General features: G+C 56.8%; 17 protein-coding genes. 12 read left to right on the forward strand and 5 right to left on the reverse strand.

Going from position 1 to position 24,712, the window contains the following annotated elements:
• Positions 1 to 402 precede the first annotated feature (402 nt).
• Together IEN85_RS04465 and IEN85_RS04470 are read left to right on the forward strand one after the other, a co-directional pair.
• Positions 403 to 2,838, forward strand: coding sequence for an outer membrane beta-barrel protein (locus IEN85_RS04465; protein ID WP_191615861.1), 2,436 nt, complete (start codon positions 403 to 405; stop codon positions 2,836 to 2,838).
• A gap of 12 nt (positions 2,839 to 2,850) precedes the next feature.
• A complete protein-coding gene (locus IEN85_RS04470) occupies positions 2,851 to 4,155 on the forward strand; it encodes an MFS transporter (RefSeq protein ID WP_191615862.1) in 1,305 nt (434 codons plus the stop codon).
• Between the two features lie 373 nt (positions 4,156 to 4,528).
• Here the strand turns inward: IEN85_RS04470 and IEN85_RS04475 are convergent, their stop codons facing one another.
• Together IEN85_RS04475 and IEN85_RS04480 are read right to left on the reverse strand one after the other, a co-directional pair.
• Complete coding sequence (locus IEN85_RS04475) at positions 4,529 to 5,689, reverse strand: pyridoxal phosphate-dependent aminotransferase (RefSeq protein WP_191615863.1); 1,161 nt, start codon at positions 5,687 to 5,689, stop codon at positions 4,529 to 4,531.
• Positions 5,690 to 5,836: 147 nt separating this feature from the next.
• Positions 5,837 to 6,988, reverse strand: a complete 1,152-nt coding sequence (locus tag IEN85_RS04480) for a pyridoxal phosphate-dependent aminotransferase (RefSeq protein ID WP_191615864.1) — start codon at positions 6,986 to 6,988, stop codon at positions 5,837 to 5,839.
• Between the two features lie 251 nt (positions 6,989 to 7,239).
• Between IEN85_RS04480 and IEN85_RS04485 the strand changes: the two genes are divergently transcribed.
• From IEN85_RS04485 to IEN85_RS24750, 8 genes are all read left to right on the forward strand, one after another.
• Positions 7,240 to 8,817 carry a flavin monoamine oxidase family protein gene (locus IEN85_RS04485; protein ID WP_191615865.1) on the forward strand — a complete coding sequence of 526 codons (1,578 nt, stop codon included), beginning with the start codon at positions 7,240 to 7,242 and terminating at the stop codon, positions 8,815 to 8,817.
• A complete protein-coding gene (locus IEN85_RS04490) occupies positions 8,814 to 9,191 on the forward strand; it encodes a c-type cytochrome (RefSeq protein WP_191615866.1) in 378 nt (125 codons plus the stop codon). Before IEN85_RS04485 ends, IEN85_RS04490 begins: the two co-directional genes overlap by 4 nt.
• Entirely contained in the window at positions 9,184 to 10,539 is a 1,356-nt protein-coding gene (locus IEN85_RS04495; RefSeq protein WP_191615867.1) for an ammonium transporter, read from the forward strand. Before IEN85_RS04490 ends, IEN85_RS04495 begins: the two co-directional genes overlap by 8 nt.
• A gap of 21 nt (positions 10,540 to 10,560) precedes the next feature.
• A complete protein-coding gene (locus IEN85_RS04500; RefSeq protein WP_191615868.1) occupies positions 10,561 to 11,991 on the forward strand; it encodes a RidA family protein in 1,431 nt (476 codons plus the stop codon).
• A 49-nt stretch (positions 11,992 to 12,040) separates the two neighbouring features.
• Positions 12,041 to 13,453 carry an aldehyde dehydrogenase family protein gene (locus tag IEN85_RS04505; protein ID WP_191615869.1) on the forward strand — a complete coding sequence of 471 codons (1,413 nt, stop codon included), beginning with the start codon at positions 12,041 to 12,043 and terminating at the stop codon, positions 13,451 to 13,453.
• A gap of 46 nt (positions 13,454 to 13,499) precedes the next feature.
• Positions 13,500 to 15,221: a gamma-glutamyltransferase gene (gene ggt / locus IEN85_RS04510; protein ID WP_191615870.1), complete on the forward strand. Its 1,722-nt coding sequence runs from the start codon at positions 13,500 to 13,502 to the stop codon at positions 15,219 to 15,221.
• 18 nt (positions 15,222 to 15,239) lie between these two features.
• Positions 15,240 to 16,517, forward strand: a complete 1,278-nt coding sequence (locus IEN85_RS04515; protein WP_191615871.1) for a dipeptidase — start codon at positions 15,240 to 15,242, stop codon at positions 16,515 to 16,517.
• A gap of 116 nt (positions 16,518 to 16,633) precedes the next feature.
• On the forward strand, positions 16,634 to 17,770 hold the full coding sequence (locus tag IEN85_RS24750; protein ID WP_191615872.1) for a glycosyltransferase family 4 protein: 1,137 nt from the start codon (positions 16,634 to 16,636) through the stop codon (positions 17,768 to 17,770).
• On the opposite strand, the gene IEN85_RS04525 is transcribed toward IEN85_RS24750, so the two are convergent.
• From IEN85_RS04525 to IEN85_RS04535, 3 genes are all read right to left on the reverse strand, one after another.
• On the reverse strand, positions 17,767 to 21,222 hold the full coding sequence (locus tag IEN85_RS04525) for a PAS domain-containing hybrid sensor histidine kinase/response regulator (protein WP_191615873.1): 3,456 nt from the start codon (positions 21,220 to 21,222) through the stop codon (positions 17,767 to 17,769). The two genes, IEN85_RS24750 and IEN85_RS04525, sit on opposite strands and share 4 nt — an antisense overlap.
• 238 nt (positions 21,223 to 21,460) lie before the next feature.
• Positions 21,461 to 22,771 (reverse strand): MATE family efflux transporter, encoded by a 1,311-nt coding sequence (locus IEN85_RS04530; RefSeq protein ID WP_191615874.1) that lies wholly within the window; start codon positions 22,769 to 22,771, stop codon positions 21,461 to 21,463.
• Between the two features lie 140 nt (positions 22,772 to 22,911).
• Positions 22,912 to 23,226, reverse strand: coding sequence for an STAS domain-containing protein (locus tag IEN85_RS04535; RefSeq protein WP_191615875.1), 315 nt, complete (start codon positions 23,224 to 23,226; stop codon positions 22,912 to 22,914).
• Between the two features lie 124 nt (positions 23,227 to 23,350).
• Between IEN85_RS04535 and udk the strand changes: the two genes are divergently transcribed.
• Entirely contained in the window at positions 23,351 to 23,989 is a 639-nt protein-coding gene (gene udk, locus IEN85_RS04540) for a uridine kinase (protein ID WP_191615876.1), read from the forward strand.
• The gene (locus tag IEN85_RS04545; protein ID WP_191615877.1) at positions 23,967 to 24,704 is read left to right on the forward strand and encodes a sugar transferase; all 738 of its coding nucleotides are present in this window, start codon (positions 23,967 to 23,969) and stop codon (positions 24,702 to 24,704) included. The genes udk and IEN85_RS04545 overlap by 23 nt, the downstream gene beginning before the upstream one ends.
• Positions 24,705 to 24,712 lie beyond the last annotated feature (8 nt).

The raw sequence follows: 24,712 nt of genomic DNA on the forward strand, positions 1-24,712 counted from the left end.
TGCCAAAACAGCCACGGCTCAACGGAAGTGGAATAAATTTGGAACAAATCCTCAATTCTCCGCTATCGCTGCTCCCTTTCGACGATCCCCGTTCCATCAATACGCCTCATAATTAGTCGTATTACTTTTATAACTACAGAGTAACTACCGACAAACGCAGCCCCCGCCGCGCCCGAAACCGAAGCCTCCCATCCCTTATATATTATTGTAGCGCCGAAGCGACGACGGTACACCAGCCCCCTCGCCAGGTTCGACGATCAAAATAGAGCAGCCCGTCACGGAGGGCGTTTTGCTCAATTGCTTGCACCTCCAAAATTTACGGCGACACACGCATTCATGGCGCAAAGTCTGCTCGCCGCCCTCTTGGACGGGCGTTGATGCTCGCCGCAAAAAGATGTCTAAATGAAGCCTTTCAGAAGCAACCCCGTAACGGTTGCGGGAGCGCTGCTATGCTCGTGCCTAACAGCACCAGCCGGCCAGTCGCAAACCGCTGCCAGCACCATAAGCCCGAGCTCCACCGCTCCCAGAGAAGCCGCTCCCGCTGCCGAGCAAAAGGACGAGACGAACCAAAGCCCGCGAGAGCGAGGACGCATCTTGGTGAAACGAAATCCAATCGCCTCCGAGTATCAGGTATTTGGCGACATCGGGACCAGCCCCGGAGCTGACGCCGACGGCGAAGGCGTCGACTTTCGCTCCTTTTTCCCTAGCAGGTCGCCCAACGCAAACCCAAGCGACTCCTTGACCTTAGGCTACAGTTTGAACTTCAACGACCAGTCGGGCATCGGGAAGAGCGGCTACAGCCTCTCCTTCTCAAAGGCGCTCGATCCTGAAAAGAAGTGGGTCATCGCTGCCCAATACAAAGACAGCGCCTCAGATCGACTCATCGAGCACTATGAGTCCGTGTGGCTGCAAAGCCCTGGCGAGGAAACCTACTACCTCGACCGCCCTCGTTTTTCCTTCGACGAAATCTTGACCGAGAACACGGTCGCGACCGCCCAAATCGGGTTCAGACCCAACGACCGTCACGAGTTCTACTTCAAGACCTCCTACCAAGATTACGCGGACGATTCCTACCGCAACCGAATCGAACTGCAGACCGGCGCCGCAACTGTAGTCGATGGCTCCCAATCGGTAGCGGACGACGGCACAATCCTCGCAGCCTCCTTCGAGGACGCTCGTACCCGCCGCTATTTCGGCGATACCGAGAACCGCAGAACGCGCCTCCACAACACCTTCGGAGGAACCTACAACGGAGACGACTGGACCGTCGACTACTCCGTGTATACTCAAAAGTGGGATCTCAACACACTGTGGTACAACTGGAACTTCCAGGACCGAGGCCTCGACCTTTCTTACCAAGTCGACGACCCCTACCTTCCCAACATAACGGTGCACAACGGCATCGACTTGCTCGACACCAGCACCGCAGCCTTCTCGAATCTGCGTATCCACGACAGCGCGACACGCGACCGCGACCTCGCAGCACGCGTCGACGCTGACCGGCAGCTTTCGATCGCCGGGGCTGACTACTGGATCCAAACCGGCGCCCTCCATCGCGAAAAGGAGAGAAACACCTGGGAGGATCGCACCGTATTTCTCCCGATCACAGGAAACAGCTTCACCCTCGATCAAGTCGCGTTCGACCACTCGGGCTCCCCACTCCTTTCCGGCACCTACACTCAGCCCCCTGGCCTTTCACCCAGCAAGAGCCGGGCATTCGTGGAGGAGCATCCGGAAATCTTCGTGAGCAACGAATTTCGCGAGAAAGTGGAATCCGCGCCCCAGTCCTACACTGCTGAGGAGTCCGTTAGCTCGGCTTACCTGCTCGGAACGAGAAAAGTCGGCGAATGGACCTACGAACTTGGCGGGCGCCTCGAACGAACCAAAACGGCGACCCGCGGTACCGTAATCATCCCTGAGGCCGTAAACGACCCCGAAGAAGGGGAACTGATCGAGATCATCGAGGATCCCAATTCCGGCTCGGACCTGATCATAAAGGACCTGTACTCGGAAAACTCATACACTAACTTCATACCCAGCGCCGAGGTTTCGTACAACACCACACCTGACACCACTTGGAAAGCCGCGTGGTTCCAGCTACTCATGCGTCCCCAATACTACAACATCGTAGACTACCGCCGCATCAGCATCCCAACCCGCAGCATATCGGAAGGGAACCCAGACCTAAATCCTACCGAGATCGACAAGTTCCGCCTTTCGTGGACAAAGAACAACGAAACGCTCGGCACCTTTTCCATCGAAGGCTACCTAATCAATATCGAGAACTTTTTCTACGGTTCCGTATCCGAAGACACCATACTGGAAGAAGGTACCCCCACCATCTACAAGGTCAGCCGTGTGCAGAATGGCGAAGAGGCCAAAATAAAAGGGTTTGAAATCCAATGGAGCAAGACGGCGAAGGACTTTGGCTTCCTCGACAGCGCCACCGCTAGCTTCGCCTACACCTACTCGGACTCGGAAGCCAATGTCCAGTCGCGACCTGACGACATCCTTCCCACGCCGGAACGCTCCGAGCACCTCGGCAAGCTCAGCCTAAAGGGCACCATCGGAAGCCTCACCTCCGGCATCGACCTCAGCTACCAAAGCGAGGCCCTCGACGACCTTGGAGGTTCGTATTCTCAAGACGAATACAGGGAAGCGGTCATTCGCCTAGACGCCCGCAGCAGCTACCGACTTGACGAGAAAACGACGCTAAGCATCAACCTCTCGAATCTTACCGACCACCCGGAACGTTCCTACGAGGGCTCGCCATACCGCGTAACCCGCAATCAATACAGTTCCTGGTTTGGCACCTTTAACGTTTCGCGCTCTTTCTAGAGTCGCGGCCCGATGACCGCGATCGAAAAAGAACGCCTCAACGAAGCGAGAGCGTGGAAGACGCTCTTCTTCGTCAGCCTCGTCAATTCCGCGCAGGCCGCCCTTGCGGTAATTGGCATTCCATCCCTTGCCGACCAGCTATCGCTAAGCGGCCCGCAGCTCACCAGCCTTCTGGCAGCCCTACCCATTGCCGCCGGAGTTGCAGCCGCAGTCGCAGGGCCGCTTTCTGACCGATTCGGAAGGAAGCGGACCTTGCTCACCGGTCTCGCTCTCCTGGGCAGCTCGCTCATCCCCCACTCCATCGCGGAACACTACATCCCGCTGCTTCTCCTGCGCGTCGCCACCGGCTTCGCTACCGGAATCCTCATGGGACTTCCCTCGACCCTCCTCAGCGACACCTTTCGCAAGGACAGGCAGCAAGCCCTCTCCGGAAAAACGCTCTGCGGCTACGCCATCGGCCAAACCGTGGGAATTCCTCTCGGCATTTGGCTGATGGACTGGACCAACTTCCTCTGGGTCTGCGCCCTGTACGGAGCCTTCGCCCTCGCCTGTATCCCCTTTGCCTATCGACTGCTTCCCAACCCCACCCACCCCAACCATAACAAGTCCGCAGCCAAATGGATCGCCAACTACGCCCGCCGTTCCTGCGAAACCTTCAAGGACAAAGACTTCAACCTGATCGCCGCGGCCTCCTTCCTAAGCTTCACCGCGCTCTCAACCTTCTACGTTAGCTTCGCGCTCTGGCTCTTTTCCACCGCTGCATTGAGACCTTCCGAGATCGCTCCCATGTACCTAGCTGGAGGATTGCTGCAAGTGCTCGTATTCACCGCGATCCTCCAACGCCTAACGAAACTAAGGCCCCAGCTCACCATCGCCATATCCCTGATCCTCAACACGCTCATATTTTCCTCCGTCTATCCCGGACTGACGAGCCTCAACGCCGCGACCCTGTTCTTCGCCCTGACGCTCGGCGCCGTCTCCTTGCGCATCCCCGGTCTGCAGTACCTGATAAACAACCGCGGGGATCCCCTGCAAAAAGGACTCCGGGTCAGCCTCAACCAAACAAGCAGCCATCTAGGGAAAGCATTGGGATCAATACTAGGCGGAAGCCTCTTTCCGATCATGGGAATGCATCAAATTGCACTCTTCTGCGGGGTGTTAACCCTAGCCTGCAGCTTACTTTTTCTAAGGGATTTATTTAGCGAGCTCAATGCTGAACAAATAAAGCCCAAACGCCTGCGCAACAGGAGGGGAGAAAATTTCAATATCCAAAAAATTGAAAAGTGGGGTAGCTCTGGCACGCACGTTGCTAACTGAAGATGTCTAGTAAACAGGTAACAACTGCGAACCAGAGCTGACTACGATTGATAGGTTCGGGGCGCATAAGATCAATTCTATTTTGATTCGATATAGGAGAATTTTCTTCATGCAACGCCTGCACTCGTCGCAACACATGTAATTATTCGCCAACTACAGTTACCTGGGATCCAACTTTGAAGCGCTCGACTTAACAAGTCGGGCGCTTTTGTTTGCCTAGAGTCCTGCCACGCGCCGAATGTCGCATGCGACCTAGCGCTGAGCCGATCCGAAGGCGACAACCCGCACTTTAGCCAGCGACCAAAGAAGACAGATCTCTCAGCGCGGACGCCGGCCTAAAGCGCGGCGCTACTCACGATACATGACACGCTACTCAGGAGGCGAAAACCTCTCGCATCGCTTTCTCGTAGTCAGCCATCTCCTTTGGCGTGCCGATGCTGATACGACACCAGTCGTCATATGGCGGAAACGGTCTTCCCACTAGAAAGCCACGGTCCTTCATGCGCTTCTGGAACTCGCGAATTTCGATGCCCGTATAGTGGAATACGAAGTTCCCTACCGAAGGAGTGTACGCGAGTCCCAACTCGTCTAACAGACTGCAAAATTCCTGACGGCCCTTCGCTATCAACTCGCGAGATCGAGCGTGAAACGCGTCGTCATCAACGCTCGCTATCGCAGCGATCACGCCCAGATAGCTCGGACTCGACATCTTGTAGCGCCCCATCTTTTCTACGATTTCCGGACGAGCGATCGCGTAACCGATACGATGTCCCGCCAGGCCATGCATCTTGGAAAACGAGCGCCCAATGATAACGGGATAGCCCTGCCTAACGAGTTCCACCTGCGTCTGAGCAGCGAAATCTGGCAATAGATCCAAATAGACTTCATCGAGAAAGACCGCTCCTGTATCGCTCGCCTTGATACAATAATTCTTGATGTCTTCGGCAGAGCAAATGGTCCCGGAGGGCGTATCCGGATTGCAAATATAGCTCAATACGGCTTTGCGTTCTTCCACCGCCGACAGCATGGCCTGCAGATCGTGCTGCATGCTCTTCGCGTGACTCACCCACTCCACATGAGCGCCCTTCTTTTCAGCGTGCTCTCCAAGCTGCAGATACGTCGGACTCGCCGAAACCACCGTCTTTCCAGGAGCTGCGTACGCTGCAGCAGCCAAAGCCAATATCTCGTCGCATCCGTTGCCCAATATTACGTGGTCCGAAGGAACGCCTTCCCGTTCCGCAATCCGATCCTTGAGGATCTCTTCCTCCCTAAACGGGTATCGGCAGCTGTTTCCCACCTCGCGCATGATCGCCATGCTGACTTTCTGCGAGGGGCCAAAAGGATTCTCGTTACCTGCCAAATTGATGTGCTTTAACTCTGGATACCTAGCGATCCGGCTTTGAGCGCCCGGAGCGGCTTGGCCAAGCAGGCGACCTCCAAGAGCCATGCCCAAGGACATTACCCCCGCATTTCGTATCCAATCGCGGCGGCTAATCGCTCCGCCCTTCCTGTTTCCCGCATTCTTTCCAACCATTGTGAAATAAACTCCCAATAAAAAGCCGGCCTGAGCCGTCGGCAGGATCCGCAACTGCAGACCTCACCAACGCCCTAGACCGGCTCAACTGAACGAATCGACAGCATTCAGATGGCTAGCTGAAGCTGACGACATGACTGACTAATCCTAAAGCTTTCCTTGGCCCTTCATCACCTCTTCGAAAACAGTGAGGAAAGTGCTCATTTCGTCTTCAGTGCCGATACTAACGCGGCACCAGTCGAGCATTGGAGGGAATGGACGACCTACCATGATCTGACGTTCTTCCATCAACCCTTGAAATTCCTTGATAGGCACTCCGGTCTTCATGAAGACGAAGCTGCCCTGCGGATACGCGTACTCGATTCCCAGTTCGTCGAGGCGGTCGGTGACCATCTTGCGTACCGAGCGGTAGCTGCTTACGCTTTGCTCAAAGAAAGCAGTATCTTGCAAGGAGGCGACAGCCGCAACGCAACCGAGCTTGTTTGGGCCACCCATGTGGTACTTGCGCAGCTTGGCCTTCGTATCCGGCTTCATGATACCATATCCAACGCGAAGTCCGGCCATTCCGTATACCTTGGAGAAGGTACGAGCGAGGATGATGTTTTCACCTTCGCGGACGAGCGGGACCATGCTGTGAGCCGCCAAGCCACCGTCGGCAAGTTCGAGATAAGCCTCGTCAACGAAAGCGACGATATCCTCTGGGAGCTCACGAATAAAAGTCTTGAGGGCGTCCGGATCGACGACCGTACCGGTCGGGTTGTTCGGATTGCAGAGATAAACCATCACCGTGTTCTCGTCGATCGCCGCCTTAACTGCGTCGAGGTCGTACTCAAGCTTGTCGTTGAGCGGCACCAGCTTCGTCTCGCCACCAAAGGCGTCGAAAGTACGGACCAATTGAGTGTAGCCTGGCTCGACGGAAACCACATTCTTGCCCGGAGCGGCGTAAGCCATGGCAGCCATCTGCAGCACTGGGCCGGAACCGGCCGTCGGAACGACGTAATCGCCGGGTACCATTTCACGCATGGCAATCGCTTCGATCAACGCCTGGGACTCTTCCCAAGCATAGCGATTAATGTCCGGCAACTCCTGCATGATAGCCATCATGGCCATCTGCGAGTAACCAAACGCGTTTTCGTTTCCGCTGATTTTGATAGGACCAGCGCTGCCCTCGCTCGAGTCAACCTCGTGCTGAGAGAAGGCCACCTGAGGAGAAAGCGCAAAAGTCGCTGCGGCAAAGAGCGATGTTATGAGAGACGCGGAGCCATGCCCCGACTTTTTCGGTACCGTTGTAGTAGACATCTTTTTGATTGTTTTAGGTTAAATCGAAACACCTGCTTTGAGCACGTGCCATGCCCAAAAGCCTCCCCATACAGAAAAACAACGAAAACGGCGCGTTTTCATTTCGGCCCTTATACTAATGTACAAATCGTCGACGAGGAGCTGTTAATACTGCTTAGCCAAGCCCCCGTATCGACAATTCTTCGACAAATAGGCACGGGCTTTGCTGATGCCCAACAAAAGGCGCTCAGCGCACTATTTTATACAAAAAGATGTCTACCAAAGCGAAACTCACTCGCCGGAATTTCATCCGGCAAGTCGGGGCGTACGGCGGTTGTGCCTTCACAACAATGACCGCGCTCGGACTCATGACTCAAGCGACAGGCCACGGAGCGGAATTGACGGGTCTCACGCATATCGGCGGCAAGTCGAAGAAACGCGTGCTGATCCTAGGAGCCGGAATTGCGGGCCTCACCACCGCATACGAGCTCGGCAAGCTCGGCTTCGACTGCGTCATCCTCGAACCCCGGGCCATCCCCGGCGGTCGGAGCATGACCCTACGCCGCGGGGACACCATCACCGAAACCACAGGCGCCTCTCAAACCTGCAAGTTCGACGAAGGACTCTACTTCAACCCAGGCCCCTCTCGCTTTCCGCAATGGCACGTCACCATGGACTACTGCCGGGAGCTTGGTGTGGAGGTTCAACCTTTCGTCAACCTGAACGAAAACGCGTTTTACTACGGCGAAGGCGACATTGGTCCCATGGCAGGAAAACGTGCACGTATCCGTGAAGTGAAGACAGATTTGCGTGGCTACACTGCCGAGCTTCTCGCCAAGGTCGCGGACGACGAGGCTCTCGACACCGAGCTCACCGCATCCGACAAGGAAGCGCTTCTCGATTTTCTCCACTACGAGGGAGGCCTCAGCGGTTCCCAACACGAATACAGAGGACACAATCGACGCGGCTACAAAGTCTGGCCAGGCGGCGGCTTGCAGGAGGGCGAACTCGGAGAGCCCTACAAATTCTCGGAGCTGCTGCAGTCTGGATTCGGAAACCTCTTCCATCGAGCCAACGAATACCAGTACCAATCGCAAATGTTCACGCCAGCAGGCGGTATGGACAAAATCCCCATGGCCCTCGCCGAGAAGGTAAAGGACAAGATCGTCTACGGCGCCCAGGTAAAGGAGATCCGCCGCACCAACCCCGGAGCCCGCGTCGTCTATACAGTAAACGGAGAAGACAAGGAGCTCAGCGGAGACTACTGCGTCTGCACCATTCCGCCCACGATTTTGCGTCGCCTGCAGACGGACTTTTCCCCGATGCTCAAGAATACGCTCAACATCGTGCCCTTCCAAAATTCCGGCAAGATCGGCATGCAGTTCAAGAGGCGTTTCTGGGAAGAGGACGACCGTATTTACGGCGGCATTTCCTGGACCAACCTCCCGGTGGCGGAAATATGGTATCCATCAAATGGATTCATGGGCAAAAAAGGGATCATGGGCGGCTACTACGTCTTCGGCCCCACCTCCGACCAGCTCGGTCGCATGACCCCGGAGCAACGCTTGGAGTTCGCCCTTTCTCACGGTGAAAAGGTTCACCCGCAATACCGCGAGGAGTTCGAAACTGCCTTCTCCGTAAATTGGTCCTCCATCCCTCACATCGAGGGCTGCTTGGCCCACTTCCCGCAAGCGATGCTCAAAACGTTCTACCCGCTGCTTATCAAGCCAGAGGGAGAGCTATACTTGGCAGCAAGTTGGGCCAGCCACCTCGGCGGCTGGCAAGCGGGCGCCTTCGAGGCAGCTCGGATCGCGGTAAAGAGCATTCACGAACGTACCATGGCATCATGAAATTTGCATCGAAGTTCTTCGCAGGAGCGAGCCTCTCTTCCATTCTCGCGCTCGCCTACGCCTGCGCAAATCCCCAGTCTCCCAGCCCAGCGAAGGCCGACCCGGCCTCTATCCAAAAAGGCAAGGAGACCTATGCCATGTTCTGCCAAGCCTGCCACGGGCCGGAAGATCCCAGCATCGACTCGCCAAGCAATCTTTTCGACAGAAAGTGGTTTCACGGCGAGGGCCGAGCCGGCGTGGAAAAATCCATCCGCGAAGGCATAATGGAAAAAGGCATGCCTGGCTGGGGACCCATGATCCCTTCCGAGGACATAGACGCCATCCTCGACTACCTCTTCAGCTTCCAAACAACAGAAACATCAACAGATGAATAAAGTATCCACTTTTTCGAGACTCCTTCGCCCGAGTCTCTTCCTACTGCTAACAACCTTCGCTCTTTCGATCACCGGCGAACTCTTCGCCCAGCATCGCGTAACCGAGGGCAACTACGGCGAATACATCGACACCATTACCGCTGAAGAATCCTTCTTCACCATCGGCAACGTCTGGCTAATCGTCTGCGCGGTACTCGTTTTCATGATGCACCTAGGCTTCGCCACTCTCGAATCAGGCCTCACCAGAGCGAAAAACACGATCAACATTATCTTCAAGAACCTGTTCGTGATCAGCTCCGGGCTTTTGCTCTACGCTCTCTTCGGGTTTCGCACGATGTATCCAGGTTCTGAATTCAATGGCATCATGTCGCTCGGCTTTTGGATCGATGTAAACCCTGCCGACTACCTCGACCTCATGAGCGCCAAGTACGCCAACTACACCTGGTGGACGGACTTCATCTTTCAGGCCATGTTCGCCGCTACCGCCGCAACCATCGTTTCAGGGGCGGTCGCCGAGCGCGTAAAGCTAGGCAGCTTCATGGTATTCACTCTCCTCATCGTTGGCTTCGCCTATCCGGTAGCCGGTTCCTGGGAGTGGGGCACCGGCTGGCTCGACCGCAACGGCTTCCACGATTTCGCGGGGTCTTCGGTCGTTCACGCCTTCGGTGGTTTCGCGGCCCTCGCCTGCGTCCTCATACTCGGCCCGAGAAGAGGAAAATACGGGACGGACGGTCCCAAGAAGCCCATCATCGGCCACAGCATGCCTCTCGCATCAGTCGGCGTCTTCCTTCTGTGGTTCGGCTGGTTCGGATTCAACGGCGGCTCCGTATTGAGCGCCCACCCAGAAATGATCGGCTTGGTCGTGACCAACACTGCCCTCGCGGGGGCGGCCGGCTGCTTGGCCAGCATGCTCATGACCCAATTCGTACTCAAGAAGCCGGACGTTTCGATGGCCTTGAACGGCGTACTTGCAGGACTCGTCGGCATCACTGCCGGAGCGGACTCCATGATGCCCGCTCCCGCGATCCTAGTCGGAGCGATCGCTGGGGCCCTCGTCGTGTTGGCCATTCTCGGCTTCGAAAAGATTAAAATCGACGACCCGGTCGGCGCCACTTCCGTGCACGGCGTCTGCGGCGCTTGGGGAACCTTGGCCGTGGGCATCTTCGGCGAAGCTCCTTTCCTGTGGCAGCTCATCGGGACCCTGTCCTACGCGCTATTCGCTTTCGTTTTCTCCTTCGTTGTCTTCTACCTGATCAAGTTGGTCATGGGCGTACGGGTCACCGCCGAAGAGGAGGACATCGGTCTCGACATTTCCGAGCACGGCCAGGAGGCCTACTCGATCGACTAGGGAAACGTAAACGTATCCAATATGTCTTTACTTCCACAGCATAAGTTTCGCTACGTGGCCGGGCTCTTCGTGCTCGCGGCGGGGGCTTACATTGGGCTCCGCTTCGTCGGGGCAAACTCCAACGAGCGCATTACCGTCCACAAGCAAGCTTCGCTTCCTTACGCCGATGCGGTCGAGGTGGCTCCCGGTTCCGAGTACTTCTATACCTGGGGCGTTACGGCCAGCCCACGCATGAAGGAGATAGCCAAGAACAGCGTAGAGAACCGCTACGGCGACACCTACGAGCAGACCTTCAGCGTGCTGGCCCAATTGACCAAAGACCTAGCCGAGGTAGGGCTCACCTTGCGCGACGTGGTCAATGTGCGAGCTTACATCGTTGCGGACCCAGAACCGGACTTCGACGGTTGGAATCGCGCCTTCAAGCAATTCTTCGGCACCACGACTAACCCGCACAAGCCGGCCCGTACCACCGTGGGAATCTCCCGCCTCTTCCACTCCGACTACCGCGTGGAAGTAGAGTTCGTGGCCGTCTTCCCAGATGGACGTGGACCGCACACTGCAGGAACGCGACAGCATGAGCGCTACACCCGCTTGAGTCGGACCGAAACCAGCGAGCGCTGGAAATCCTACGGTCGCCCCATCTGGCCCATGAGCACGGGCAAGGCAACGGTTGCGGATACGAGCATGTTCTTCTCCTCTTCCGTAAGGCCTGCCTCCCTCATGCCGAATCCACCACCGGGATTTTTCATGTACGGGAATATCAGCCAGCAGTCTGCCTCCCTCTTCAAGCAAATGGGCAGCCAGTTGAAAGAGGCAGGGCTGGGCTTCGAGGACGTGTTCTTCATCCGAGCTTGCGTCTATCCGGGGAAAGATTCGATCAGCAAGAGCTTCGCTGCCTTCAATCAGGAATACAGCAAGTTCTTCAACAACGATCGTAATCCGAACCAACCGACGCGTACCGTGATGTCGACTCCCGGTTTCAACTACCGAAACCAAAGCATCTCCATCGAGTACTACGCGGCGTATCCAGAAGACAGCGACAGGGAATTCGCGACTGCTCGCGCTTCGATCGGTTCCACTCCTGCCGTCGTCGATTCCAAGCCAATCGCGCCCGCTGGCGTCTCCGTGTCGGCCGACGCCAAGATGGTTTTTCTCGCGGGCAGCATTCCTTCGGTAGAAGGAGACATGAAGGCCCAAGCAAGCTCCGCTCTCGAAGCGTTAAAGGCAAGGGTGGAGCTAGCTGGAGGCACCTTGGACGATCTGGTGCACGTGCGGGCCTACATCGCCGAGGGCGACCTAAAGACATTGGACAAGCGTATCGCCGAGTGGGAAGCGCTGTATCGGGAGACTTTTAGCGGTGAAAACGCCCCCGCCATCACCACCCTCCCAGTCGTTTCCATCGTCGGCAACGGAATCATTGAACTCGAGGGTGCAGCAGCCATACTTCCCTGATGTGCCAACCATCGACGCCACAAAGTCCGAAGACCATCTAGAACGAGAGATGCCAAAATCGCTGCTCAGCATGGCCACTATCGGTGGGCGTACTCAAGACACAGACGAGCGATTTGAGGTCATCAATCCGGCAACGGGCGCCGCGTTTTCCACGGCGCCCCTCTGCGGCGCTCCAGAACTAACGGCAGCGGTAACGTTCTGCAAGCGGGCCCAACCCCAGTGGGCTCAGTCCGAGAGAAATCGGCGAGGCGCCCTCCTTGCCTGCTCGCACGCCATTGCGCGAAAGCAGGAGGACTTGGCTAAACTCATTACCCTAGAGCAGGGAAAGCCTATCGCGGAAGCCCGCAGCGAGGTTGCCTACGCTGCAGAAGTCTTCGCCGCCTACTCCGAGATGGAGGTCCCTAGCAAAGATCTGTCGAACGGAGAGACGAGCCGCACCCTACTCTTCAACAGACCTTACGGTATCGTCGGCCTGATCACACCTTGGAACTTTCCCATCGGCACCGCGGCGGTGAAGCTCGCCCCTGCCTTGCTCGCTGGAAACGCCGTGATCCTCAAACCCTCACCCATCGCTCCGCTATCCCCGCTTCTGCTCGGACGCATCCTCAAAGACCTCCTCCCCGCCGGGATCCTCAACACGCTTTCGGGGGACAAGAGCCTAGGGGAGCAGATAACCCGACATCCCGACATCCGAAAGCTTTCCGTCACGGGCTCTATCCCCACCGGGCAGGCGATCCTCTCTGAGGCTGCGGTTGAACTTAAGTCGGTTACCCTGGAGCTTGGCGGCAACGACCCCGCCATTTTACTGCCCGACTGCGACCCTCACGAGATCGCGGGGCAGCTCCTTGACTCAGCCTGGCGAAACGCTGGACAAGTTTGCAGCGCCATCAAACGCATCTACGTCCACCAATCCCGGCATAGCGAACTGATAGCGGCCCTTTCAAAACTGACGCCAAACTATAAAGTCGGATCCGGCATGGAGAGCGGCGTACGGATTGGCCCGCTCACAACAGAGTACTCAAGGGAACGACTGACTGAGCTTCTTCAAAGCGCCATAGCAGAGGGCGCCAAAGTAACGAAAGACTCCCGACCACTGCCCTCGCACGGTTATTTTTTCTCGCCCGCTATCGTATCGGAAATCAGAGCAGATCATCCTTTGGTGCTCGAGGAGCAATTCGGACCCATCCTTCCAGTAGTTCCCTACCGAAACATCGACGAAGCTATCGAATGGTCGAACGCTACCAACTACGGCCTCTCCGCATCCGTATGGACAAAGTGCCCAAGCGTTGGATACGAAATCGCCTCCAAGCTCGAATGCGGTCGCGTCGGCGTTAACGGTCATCGCAGGGCAAAAGCCGCTGCCCCCTTCGGCGGATTCAAGCATTCCGGACTCGGTCGAGAACTCGGCTCCTGGGGCCTCGCTGAGATGTGCGAGTCTCAAGTCGTCAATATTTTCGAATAGTTCAGCCTTCCGCACCACTCGAAACCTAGCCAACACCAACAAAAAGATGTCTACCTACTCAAGTGTCGCCACTCTGGGCGCCATCTGCCTCGCTGCGACTCTCTTCGCGGCGCCGGAGCCGCCGATCTATAACAGCGCCTCCACCTCTCACCCGGAATCCGCCTTGCACGGAATGGTTTCGAGCCGCGAAAAGCTGGCAAGCGAAGCCGCCCTCGAAGTCCTCAAGAATGGCGGAAACGCCATCGATGCCGCAGTCACCCTGGGCTTCGCCATGGCCGTTACCACGCCACAGGCAGGCAACATCGGCGGGGGTGGTTTTATGATGATCCATTCCGCGGATACAAATTCGACGATAGCAATCGACTACCGGGAGAAGGCGCCGCTCGCGGCCACCAAAGACATGTTCCTCGACGAAAGCGGCAACGTGGACAAAGAGGTATCCCGCTACAGCCATCTGTCCGCTGGCGTTCCCGGTACGGTCGCAGGATTCGCTCTTGCTTTGGAAGAATACGGAACGATCAGCCTCTCCGAAGCGCTTGCTCCAGCTATCGACCTCGCGCAAAACGGCTTTCCGGTCAACGAGGACCTCTACCAGTCACTGAAGACCGCCAAGGCAAGAGTCGAGAAGCACGCCCCACACGCCCTGAAAAACTTCTACGACGAAAAAGGTGTCCCCTACCCACCGGGTCACATCATAAGGCTTCCCGAACTTGCGAAATCGCTGACGCTAATTTCCGAGCAAGGGCCAGACGCGTTCTACAAAGGCCCTATCGCCGAACTGATCGTCAAGGACATGGAGGCGAACGGAGGCCTTATCACCAGGCAGGACCTCGAGCAGTACAAAGCTGTAGTTAGGAAACCGGTACGCGGCACCTACAAAGGATACGAGATCGTGTCCATGCCTCCTCCTTCCTCCGGCGGGGTACACATCGTACAAATCCTCAACATCCTCGAACCTTTCGACCTGAAGTCGAGCGGCCATAACAGCGCCAAGACGATACATCTTATGGCGGAAGCCATGAAGTACGCCTACGCCGACCGGTCGAAGCACCTCGGCGACAGCGACTTCAATCCCATTCCCGTAGACTGGCTCACCTCCAAGGACTACGCGGCCGACATCCGCTCTCGCATGAACACCGAGAGAGCGACGCCCAGCGTAGACATCCTTCCCGGAGAGCCAATCCATGAGGGGCTAGACACCACAAACTACACTGTCATCGACAACCGCGGCAACGCCGTCGCCAATACCTACACCATCAACTTTACCTTCGGCTCAAAGATCATGCCACCTGGCACTGGCTTCTTTCTCAACAACGAGATGGACGATTTCTCCTCCAAGCCGGGCGTGCCCAACGCCTACGGTCTTATCGGCGGCGAGTTCAACTCCATCGAAGCGGAAAAACGCATGCTTAGCTCCATGAGCCCTACCCTCGTGCTCAAGGACGGAAAACCGTTCCTCCTCACCGGCAGTCGTGGCGGCAGCCAGATCATAACGGTCAGCCTTCAAGTGATCCTCAACGTTTTGGAACATGGGATGAACCTATCGGAAGCAGTATCCGCTTCTCGCATACACCACCAATGGCTACCGGACGTACTGCGCATGGAGCGCGGCATCAGCGCGGACACTCAATCCCTGCTGAAGGAAATGGGGTACGAAATTCAGGAAGGGGGAGCCATGGGCACCGCAAATTCAGTCTCTCTTCAGGACGAGATCTTCTATGGAGCCGCCGATCCGCGCCGTCCCGACACTTTCGCCGTCGGATTCTAATCCACAACCAAGCATAATATGAAGAGATCCCTCTCATCCTTCCTTTTGGCGGCTATCGTCGCCGTTTCCCTTCTCGCCGACGATGTCGAACGCACGCCTCGGAACGATTGGACCGAGAACCAGCTCCGAGAGCTTGCTTGGGAGATCCACGACAACTGCCTCACCCTGGACACTCACATGGACGTGCCCATCGTGCTGAAGCGACCAGGCTTCGACATTTCGAAGGAGCACAGCTGGTACGAACACGCGAGCCAAGTTGACTTTCCACGCATGAAAAAAGGCGGCATGGACGGAGGATTCTGGGTGGTCTACGTTGGCCAAGGGCCGCTCACCCACGAGGGGCGAGCCAAAGCGATCTCCTCCGGTTTCGAGATAGCAGACCTCATTCACGCTACCGTGGAGAAGAACTCAGACCTCGCCGCCATCGCGACCACTCCAGAGGAAGCCAACGCCATCCGTAAATCCGGAAAACGCGTGGTCTTCATCGGCATCGAAAACGGCTACACCATCGGCCGGAACCTCGACCTGCTCAAAGACTACTACGACAAGGGGGTTCGCTACTTCGGTGTGACCCACAGTAAAAACAACGACCTCGCCGACTCTTCCACCGACCCTGAAGGAAACCTCCACATGGGGCTTTCGGATCTGGGTCGCGCCGCCGTCGAGGAGTGCAACCGACTCGGCATCATGGTAGACATTTCCCATTCATCGGACAAGAGCGCCTGGGACATCCTCGAACTTTCAAAAACGCCGGTCATCGCCTCCCACAGCGGATGTTACGCCCGCTACCCTCACCCGCGAAACCTCAACGACGCGCTCCTCAAGGAAATCGCTGCCCGCGACGGCGTCGTGCAAATGAACATGTTCAGCGCCTACATGATGGACGTCGAGCCGAACAAGGAACGGTCAGAGGCGATGCGGGCATGGTTCGAGAAGTACCGCAACGGAGACGCGCTCAGCGAGGCCGAGCAAATCGAGGCGACAGAACAATACGTCGCCTTGCAGAAGAAGTACCCCAAACCGCTATCCACCGTGTCTGCCGTGGTCGATCACATCGACCACATGGTGAAAGTAATGGGGGTTGACCACATCGGCCTGAGCGGAGACTTCGACGGAGGCGGAGGCGTCAAGAACTCCATGGATATCGGCCAGATGATGCCCGTAACCATCGAAATGCTCAGACGAGGATACACCGAGGAGGACTTAGAGAAATTCTGGGGAGCGAATGTCATGCGGGTGCTTCAGGCCTCCATCGACTACGCCGCGACGCTCCGAGAAGAAGCAGCTGAGGAATAAGAGCCTCGCCAGCGCCAGCGTCACCAGAACGTTACAACTTTCAGATTTCCATCGCCAAAGTCCTGCTCTAGCTCAAGCGTAACCGTGCTCCCTCAAAAACGGACACCGTTCGCCCTGTGAAACTAGCGCTTGTCACCGAAACGTATCCACCCGAAATCAACGGAGTCGCCATGACTCTGAGCCAGCTCGTCAGCGGCCTTCGCGACAAGGGGCACCGAGTACAAGTCGTCCGGCCACTGCAAACGAGCGAGAAAGGCGACCCCAAAACGGAGCCTGACACCATCACCGTATTCGGTCTTCCAATACCTCGCTACCCGGACTTACGATTCGGACTTCCGTCTCGAAACCGGCTCATACACGCCTGGCAATCCAATCGGCCAGATATCGTACACGTCGCGACGGAGGGTCCGCTAGGCCTGTCCGCCATTCGGGCGGCAAAGTCGCTCGGCATCCCCACAACCTCGACGTTCCACACGAACTTCCACAGCTACAGCGAGCACTACAACGCCAAGTTCGCCACTCGTATCGTACTCGCCTTCTTGCGTTGGATACACAACCAAACCCGCTGCACCATGGCGCCCACCTTAGAGCTGGCTAAACAGCTGGCGGCAGAGGGGTTTCGCAACATGGAAGTCTTCGGCCGCGGGGTTAACCTAAAAGTATTCAATCCTCAGGCTCGCGACGAAAACCTGCGCCGGACCTGGGGTGCGGCTCCAGACACTCCCGTCTTCATCCACGTCAGCAGACTCGCAGCGGAGAAGAACTACGATCTCTTGCAGAAAGCGTATTCTGAAATCAGATACAGACGACCCGACGCAAAGTTCGTCGTTATCGGAAGTGGTCCGATGGAGAAAAAGCTGAAGCAAGACCTCCCTTTCGCGACCTTCCCCGGTTCTATCCCATTGGAAAACCGACCAGAACTCGCCCGCTACTACGCCTCAGCTGACGCTTTCCTCTACCCGAGCAAAACCGAAACCTACGGCAACGTTGCCACTGAAGCCATGGCAAGCGGCAACGCGCTCGTCGCCTTCGACTACGCCGCGCCCGCTCAACACGTCCGACAAGGCCTTACCGGATTGATCTCAGCTCTCGACGACGACGCAGGTTTCGTGGCAAGTTCGCTCGCGGTCGCAACCGACGACTCGCTCCGCGAAAAGCTCGGGCAAGCTGCAGCCGCCTACGCTCCGGCCTTCGATTGGCAACCCATCGTCGACCGCTTCGAGGCAATTCTCCTCCGGACAATCGCTTCCTAATGTAAATGCTTCACCCCGCTGGGGTCGCCATTGTTTTCATGGAGATGGCGGTACGTTTTCGAAATCGTTTCTTTCAAGTCATCTGGCTTGAAGGGCTTGGTAAGATAGCCATCCATGCCGGCGCCGAAACAGTTCTCCCTGTCCTCGCGCATGGCGTTCGCAGTCAGGGCAATGATTCTCGGACGCTTCTCTCCCCAACGCTTTATAATTTCGCGTGTGGCCTCCAAGCCATCCATCTCCGGCATCTGGATATCCATGAACACGAGATCGTATTCATGTTCGCCAATCATGTTCACTGCCTCCAGCCCGTTCTGGGCAACTGAAATTTCATAGCCCATTTTCTTGAACAGGCGGTTCGCGACCTTCTGGTTGATGGCGTTATCCTCCGCCAAGAGAATACGCAGCGGCATCTGTTCGCCGAGCTTTACGCTTTCGTTCGAAACCTTCTTCACTCGCGGAGCTGCCTTGCCGCCCGCTTCTAACATGCGAGACCTGACGTTTTCCAGCTTGTATGGCTTCAGCAAGGACAGAGTATTTCCATCCGCATGCTCGCCCAAGTGCATACTGCCCAAGCGGCCTGTAAAGACGATGGTCAGTTCTTCGTTAGCCAAGCTCTTACGGATTCGCGTCTTCAACTCTTGGTACTCTAATCCACCCAGTCCTGATTCTACGAATACAACCTCTGCGTCGGGTGCCTTGGCAACAAGGTCGTCCAGATCACCGATCTTCGTTCCCGATTGAACTTCCACCCCAAAAACCTCCAACTGGCTGGAGAGTGCCTCGCAACTGAAGCCATGGTGATCCAAAACGATCGCCTTGCGGGCCTCCAATACGTTCGGAGCCTTCGAGCTGCCTAGATCAAAGTCAAAGGACGCACGATTGAATGACACAGTGAAATGGAAGGTCGACCCTACGCCCTCCTCACTTTCGACCCACATGGAGCCGCCCATGAGCTCAGCCAAGTTTTTACTGATGGCGAGACCAAGCCCGGTGCCCCCATATTTACGGGTCGTCGAGGCATCGACTTGGCTGAAGGAACCGAAGAGTCGATCAATTCGGTCCGCTGGAATTCCAATGCCCGTGTCGGTCACCTGGAAGTGCAAGATTACATCGTCGCCCTTCACATGGAAAGGATCGACACGCACGACAACCCCCCCCTTGGCGGTGAACTTGACCGCATTTCCGATCAGGTTAACGATCACCTGACGCAATCGCGTAGGATCGCCAAGCAGCGAACCCGGTATCTCGTTTCCGAATACATAGGAAATATCCAACCCTTTCTCGGTAGCCTGGATCGCAAGGGTATCGATCGCTTCCTCGATCGTGTCTCGCAAGTCGAACATGATGTTCTCGAGCTCGAGCTTGCCGGATTCGATTTTGGAAAAGTCTAGAATATCGTTGATGACAACAAGCAAGGCTTCGCTACTGGCCCGAATCGTATCCACGTAGTCTTGCTGTTCGTTCTCCAAAGCCGTCTCTGCAAGCAAACCTGTCATACCAATGATACCATTCATCGGCGTGCGAATTTCGTGCGACATGTTGGCAAGGAAGAAACTCTTCGCTCGGTTCGCCTCCTCGGCTTCGCGCATCGTTGCCCGAAGCCTTTCTTCGGAACGCTTCTGCTCGGTCACTTCATGGAAGAACCAAACCCTACCATAAGACTCTCCTAGCGGAGACGAAATGGGTATCGAGGTACGCTCAAATGTGCGGCCATCCGCAAATTCCAAGACATCCTTGAACGTCTCGCTTTCGTTTTCCGAGATCATCATGGCCCGCTCGAAAAAGGCCTTCGAGTCTTCCACCTGCTTGGACGCAACGCTCCAAATCTTCTCTGGACGCCCTACGTCCATCAAGTTGGTAGAGAGTCCCCAAATCTTGCAGAACCGTCGGTTAAAGTTGGATACAATGCCTCGTTCGTTGACGACTAGAATCCCGTCAGTGGCTGCCTCACTTTGGGCTTTGAGGACTGAATTGTAGCGCTTGAGTAGATTTTGCCTACGCTTGTTGTGCGTAACGTCGGTACCGGTCACGACAAGGGCGGAAACGCGCCCCTTCTCGTCCTTCACCGATACGGAACGGAAGTAGATATCGAGCTGACGGCCCGACTCCGTCATAACCTGCACGTCTCCTTGCCAGTGTCCGTATTCCAAGGTTTCTTGAAGGATCTTGTCGTAGACATGCTTTTCGCCAAAGAGAGCTTTCACGCCGCCCTTGTCGTTGAGCACATCGATGGTCTGGTAACCTACGATGTTGACGAAAGAATTGTTGCGGTAGAGCGCTTCTCCTTCGCGATCCACCATTAAGACAAAGTCACTCGACGCCTCGACGGCAGCCGAAACCATGCGCAGCCGTTCCTCGGATTCCTTGCGCAGCGTGATGTCCTCGAAAATCCCATACCAAACGACCGTCTTGTCCGAACGCTTTTCAGGAATCGCCTTGGTTGCCACCCACTTTTGTCGACCGTTCGGGGTGTTGATGCGGTACTCGATGTGCAAAGGCGTGAGATGCTGACTGGAAACAGCAAGCGATTCGTAAACGCGCTCCAAATCCTCGATACAAACCGCTCCCATCGCCACGGAAGCATCTTCCATGACCGCTGACGCCTCGACGCCGAGCAATTGCTGAACTTTCTCGCTGATATAAGGGAAACTGGGCGTACCACTCTCATCCATGGACAAGTGGAAGTAAACTCCGGGAACTTGATTGGAGAGTCGGTCGAGCTCATTGGTGCTTCGCTCAAGCTTGCTTTGCACGCGCACCGCCTCTGTGACGTCGCGCAGACAGATCACGAAATCCCCATCTCGTGACGAAAATATGGATACAGAAAGCTCGGTCCTGACGCCCTCTGCGGAAACCACCGATTCCTGGAAAACGGAGGGGGTCCCTTCCATGGCTTCCTCAAAATGTGAATCTAGGTCGAGATCGCTGAAGAAGGGAAACACGCTTTGCAATTGGCGACCGGCGGCGCGGCCTTCTCCTGACCCTAGGAAAGTCTCAGCAGCTCGATTGGCAAAGCGAACCACGAAATCCCTTTCCGTTCCGCCATCGTTGCGACCGCTGACGCATATCACCGCATCCGCTGTCGCGTGCAAGGCTCTCTCAAGAGCGAGGGCCGAACCGTTGGACTCGATTTGATCTTTCCAGATCGGCTCCAAGTTCCAGAGCCTGCTGCGAGCATCGACTTTGGTGACGATCACGTTGCACGCGATCGGGCCACCGTCCTGAGGAGACCTTAGCGTAAGCATTCCGCTTCCTCGTTCGAGATCGGCGCACTTCTCGGCATCGACGAAAACAGCATCCACCGGCGCCTCCTCCAGAGCCTCGGTCTCCGGAGTCCCCGCCAACAGATTGCAGGCAGCGTGATTCGCCACGGAAATCTTGTAGCCCGAAACGATCAATTGGGGCTTGGGCGACTTGGCGAAAGCGTCTTGGAAAATGTGGGAGAGGCTCATGGGAAGGGATTCAGGCAGAAACGGACCCACGTAAGCCTTTGTCGACTAGAGGGATCGACATTCTAGAATAAAGTGGGTTGCATTCGATACTGTACATGAAGGAGGGCATGAAGAGTCCAAGACGTCGCTTCGATCCTTCCCAATCGACCATTTGCTCCGCAACTTTACTCAAGTGAACGATTCTCCGCCGGGGAAAGGACTCCACCTCCACATTAGGGTGAAATCCTAGAATCAGAACTCAGGGAGTTTCCCGAAAACGAAATCTCAATCGCCCCCAAAGCAGGACCGCCGCCAAGAAAAGCCCGAGGGCTAAACCGGACCAGACGCCAACTGCTCCCCAACCAAAGGTAAAGCCAAACAAGTAGCCCGCCGGCAGGGCGGCCACCCAATAGGTACCGAAAGTGATCCACATCGGCACCGTCACATCCGACATGCCGCGCAAAGCGCCTAAACAAGCGACTTGGGCTCCGTCGAAGATCTGGAACAGTCCCACCACCACGAAGATGGAAGCCGCCGCCGCGATCACCGCATCGTTATCCACGAATTGGCCGGCTAGCCATTCTCCGCCTAGCAGGAAGGCGAGGGCCGAGACGATGGTCTGCAGCAAGGTGAAGCCCAGCGTAGTCGAATAGGTCAGCTTCATTCCGGGCAAGTCCCCCGCCCCCCAGGCAGCTCCCACCCTGATGCCGCAAGCGATCGAAACCCCGAGGGGGATCATAAAAGACATCGCCGCGCAGGACATAGCAATCTGATGGGCCGCAAGCGCTTCCTTGCCCAGCCAGCCTACCATGATGCCCGCCCCCGCAAAGGCTCCGACCTCAAAAAGGTGCTGAGCCCCCATCGGCAGCCCCAACTTCAGCATGCTCCTGAACTCCGACCACTCGTAGCCGCTCAACCAACGCCGCGGCAGCAAGCCGTCAAAACGCTTCGCTCTCAGAGTAAGGCCGAACATCACCGCCGCCACCACGCAGCGGGCAATCAGAGTCGCCCAGCCCGCACCCATCAATCCTAGCTCGGGAAAGCCCCAAGCGCCAAAGATCAGCAACCAGTTCAGCAAAACGTTCAGGCCGATGCCGCACAGCAGGACGACCATCGGAGCCTGAGACCAACCAAGCCCCTCCCAAACGCTCTTCAGACAGTGGTAGAAGAGAGCCGGCAACAAAGACAGGACGATGAGCCAGTAATAGCCGCGGGCCGCCTCCACCACCACCGGCTCCTGCCCGAAGCGATCCAGAAAGCCGGCATTGACCGCCAACAGGGCGATGGCTCCCAAACACAACAACACCGTCAAAGCCAATCCATGCCGCATGTGGCGGCCCACCTGACGCTTGTTCCCCGCCCCTTTCGACTGGGCCACCAAAACCGTGACAGACGCCAAGACCCCCATCAAGGCGACCAGAGGGATGACAAAAATGTTGTTTACGAAGGCCGCTGCTCCCAAGGGAGCCACCCCGATCTGGCCAATCATCAAGGTATCCACCACCCCGATCAGAATCTGGCCCAAATTTCCAAGCACGATGGGGCCCGCCAACCATAGCGTGGCCTTCAAGTCCGCTGCCCAATTCCTTTCCCCTGCGCCCCCCATATCAATAAAAGGGCGTACAGCTAGCTCCCCGGGCAACCGCCGGCAACGCAAAACGACGCGCTCGCGCTCCGGATATCCGCGGTCGTATCCAGAAAGCGGATCGCCTAGCTGGCGATCTCGAAAATCCGGTGCAAGCGCAGCAACTCGATCACTGACTGGACCGGAGCCTTCACGTTCTTCAAGCGAACGCTGGCAGTCCCCTGCGGCAATCGTTTGTAGACGCCTAGCAAGGCCCCTACGCCAGAACTGTCGATGAACTCGACCTTCGAGAAGTCCAGCTCGACCGCCGTAACGCCGTCGCCCCAGAGGGAATCGATCTCCTTCTTGAAATCACGGGATGAAGCGGCGTCCAAACGGGCGACCCCAACTTCAGCGCGAAGCGTTCCTTCTACAGTTTGTCCTTCAATAACGATGCTCATTTTGGTGGGAATTTTGGAAATAGGTATGTGTCAAAGGCTGGAACCCTTAGGCCCCATCTCTATAAACGACGCTCCTTCCCCGCGCTTGAGCTTCCCTACAAAAATCCCCTAATCTGCTCCCCACATGCGAGCACCCACCCTCATCGGCATCACCGGCGGCAGCGGTTCCGGAAAAAGCTGGCTCGCCCGCCATCTGCAAAACGAGCTCGGGCACCGGCAAATAGCTTCCCTGCAGCAAGATTGGTACTATCGCGACCTCAGCCACCTCCCTGCGGAAGAGGCCGCCAAAACCGACTTCGACGATCCCGCCGCCCTAGAGCTCGACCTACTGGAAACCCACCTCCGCGAACTCGCGGCGGGCCGCTCCATCCAAGCCCCCCAGTACGACTTCGCCACCTTTTCCCGCAGCCCCCAAACCCTCGCCATCGAGCCAGCATCCATCATCGCCGTAGAGGGCCTCTTCGTCCTCCACCCTCCAAGCCTCTGCAAGATGTTGGACATCAGCGTCTACGTCGAAACGCCCAGCGACATTCGCTTGCTGCGTCGCATCCGCCGCGACCTCAGCGAGCGCGGCTACAAACTCGAGCGCATCCTCGACTTCTGGGAGCACGACCAATTCCCAAGTTTTACGAAATTCGTACAACCCCAGCGGTCCCGCGCCTCACTAATATGGGACTCATTGCAAGATACTGCTTTGGTACCTGCACTTCTGGCCGATCTAAGGAATCGAACCACCAGATATGCAGACCAACCCACAACTTGAAGACGAGAAAATCGTCGACTACTGGTCGAAAGCGGGGACTCCAGTCGGAAAGGCGCGCCTCAACTTTCGCGTAAAATCCAAACGCTTCGCATGGGCCATGGTGCTCGGCTTCTCCCTTGGCCTCAAACGCGTCATCGACATCGTTGCCTCCGCCTGCGCCCTGATCGCCCTTTCGCCCGTCTACGCCCTCACCGCTTTCCTCATCAAGCTCGAGGATCGCGGCCCCATCTTCTTCAAGCAAGAGCGCGTCGGCTACCGCGGCACCCGCTTCTACATGTGGAAGTTCCGCTCCATGTGCGTCAACGCCGACCAGATCAAGGACCAGCTGCTCGCCCAAAACGAGCACGGCAGCGACACCGTCACCTTCAAGATGAAGCACGACCCGCGCATCACTCGCGTCGGCCGCTTCATCCGCAAATACTCCGTCGACGAGCTTCCCCAATTCTGGAACGTCTTCGTAGGGGAGATGTCCATCGTCGGCCCCCGTCCCTGCGTGCCGCGCGAAGTGGTCATGTACACCGTAGAAGACCGAGCCCGCCTCCTCGCCAAGCCCGGCCTCACCTGTTTCTGGCAAGTCGCCGGCCGCGCCGACATCGACTTCGCCGGCCAAGTCCGCCTCGACGTCGAATACATCCGCTCCGAGAGCGTCTGGTTGGACATCAAACTCCTCTTCAAAACCGTTCCCGCCGTCCTCCTGGGCAAGGGAGCGTACTAATCCTACCG

Source organism: Pelagicoccus enzymogenes (assembly GCF_014803405.1).
Taxonomy (GTDB): domain Bacteria; phylum Verrucomicrobiota; class Verrucomicrobiia; order Opitutales; family Opitutaceae; genus Pelagicoccus; species Pelagicoccus enzymogenes.

Excerpts from the sequence above, each read along its gene's own strand:
- IEN85_RS04465 (WP_191615861.1), top strand. The coding sequence starts at position 403 with ATGAAGCCTTTCAGAAGCAACCCCGTAACGGTTGCGGGAGCGCTGCTA.
- IEN85_RS04470 (WP_191615862.1), top strand. The coding sequence starts at position 2,851 with ATGACCGCGATCGAAAAAGAACGCCTCAACGAAGCGAGAGCGTGGAAG.
- IEN85_RS04475 (WP_191615863.1), bottom strand. The coding sequence starts at position 5,689 with ATGGTTGGAAAGAATGCGGGAAACAGGAAGGGCGGAGCGATTAGCCGC.
- IEN85_RS04480 (WP_191615864.1), bottom strand. The coding sequence starts at position 6,988 with ATGTCTACTACAACGGTACCGAAAAAGTCGGGGCATGGCTCCGCGTCT.
- IEN85_RS04485 (WP_191615865.1), top strand. The coding sequence starts at position 7,240 with ATGTCTACCAAAGCGAAACTCACTCGCCGGAATTTCATCCGGCAAGTC.
- IEN85_RS04490 (WP_191615866.1), top strand. The coding sequence starts at position 8,814 with ATGAAATTTGCATCGAAGTTCTTCGCAGGAGCGAGCCTCTCTTCCATT.
- IEN85_RS04495 (WP_191615867.1), top strand. The coding sequence starts at position 9,184 with ATGAATAAAGTATCCACTTTTTCGAGACTCCTTCGCCCGAGTCTCTTC.
- IEN85_RS04500 (WP_191615868.1), top strand. The coding sequence starts at position 10,561 with ATGTCTTTACTTCCACAGCATAAGTTTCGCTACGTGGCCGGGCTCTTC.
- IEN85_RS04505 (WP_191615869.1), top strand. The coding sequence starts at position 12,041 with ATGCCAAAATCGCTGCTCAGCATGGCCACTATCGGTGGGCGTACTCAA.
- ggt (WP_191615870.1), top strand. The coding sequence starts at position 13,500 with ATGTCTACCTACTCAAGTGTCGCCACTCTGGGCGCCATCTGCCTCGCT.
- IEN85_RS04515 (WP_191615871.1), top strand. The coding sequence starts at position 15,240 with ATGAAGAGATCCCTCTCATCCTTCCTTTTGGCGGCTATCGTCGCCGTT.
- IEN85_RS04525 (WP_191615873.1), bottom strand. The coding sequence starts at position 21,222 with ATGAGCCTCTCCCACATTTTCCAAGACGCTTTCGCCAAGTCGCCCAAG.
- IEN85_RS04535 (WP_191615875.1), bottom strand. The coding sequence starts at position 23,226 with ATGAGCATCGTTATTGAAGGACAAACTGTAGAAGGAACGCTTCGCGCT.
- udk (WP_191615876.1), top strand. The coding sequence starts at position 23,351 with ATGCGAGCACCCACCCTCATCGGCATCACCGGCGGCAGCGGTTCCGGA.
- IEN85_RS04545 (WP_191615877.1), top strand. The coding sequence starts at position 23,967 with ATGCAGACCAACCCACAACTTGAAGACGAGAAAATCGTCGACTACTGG.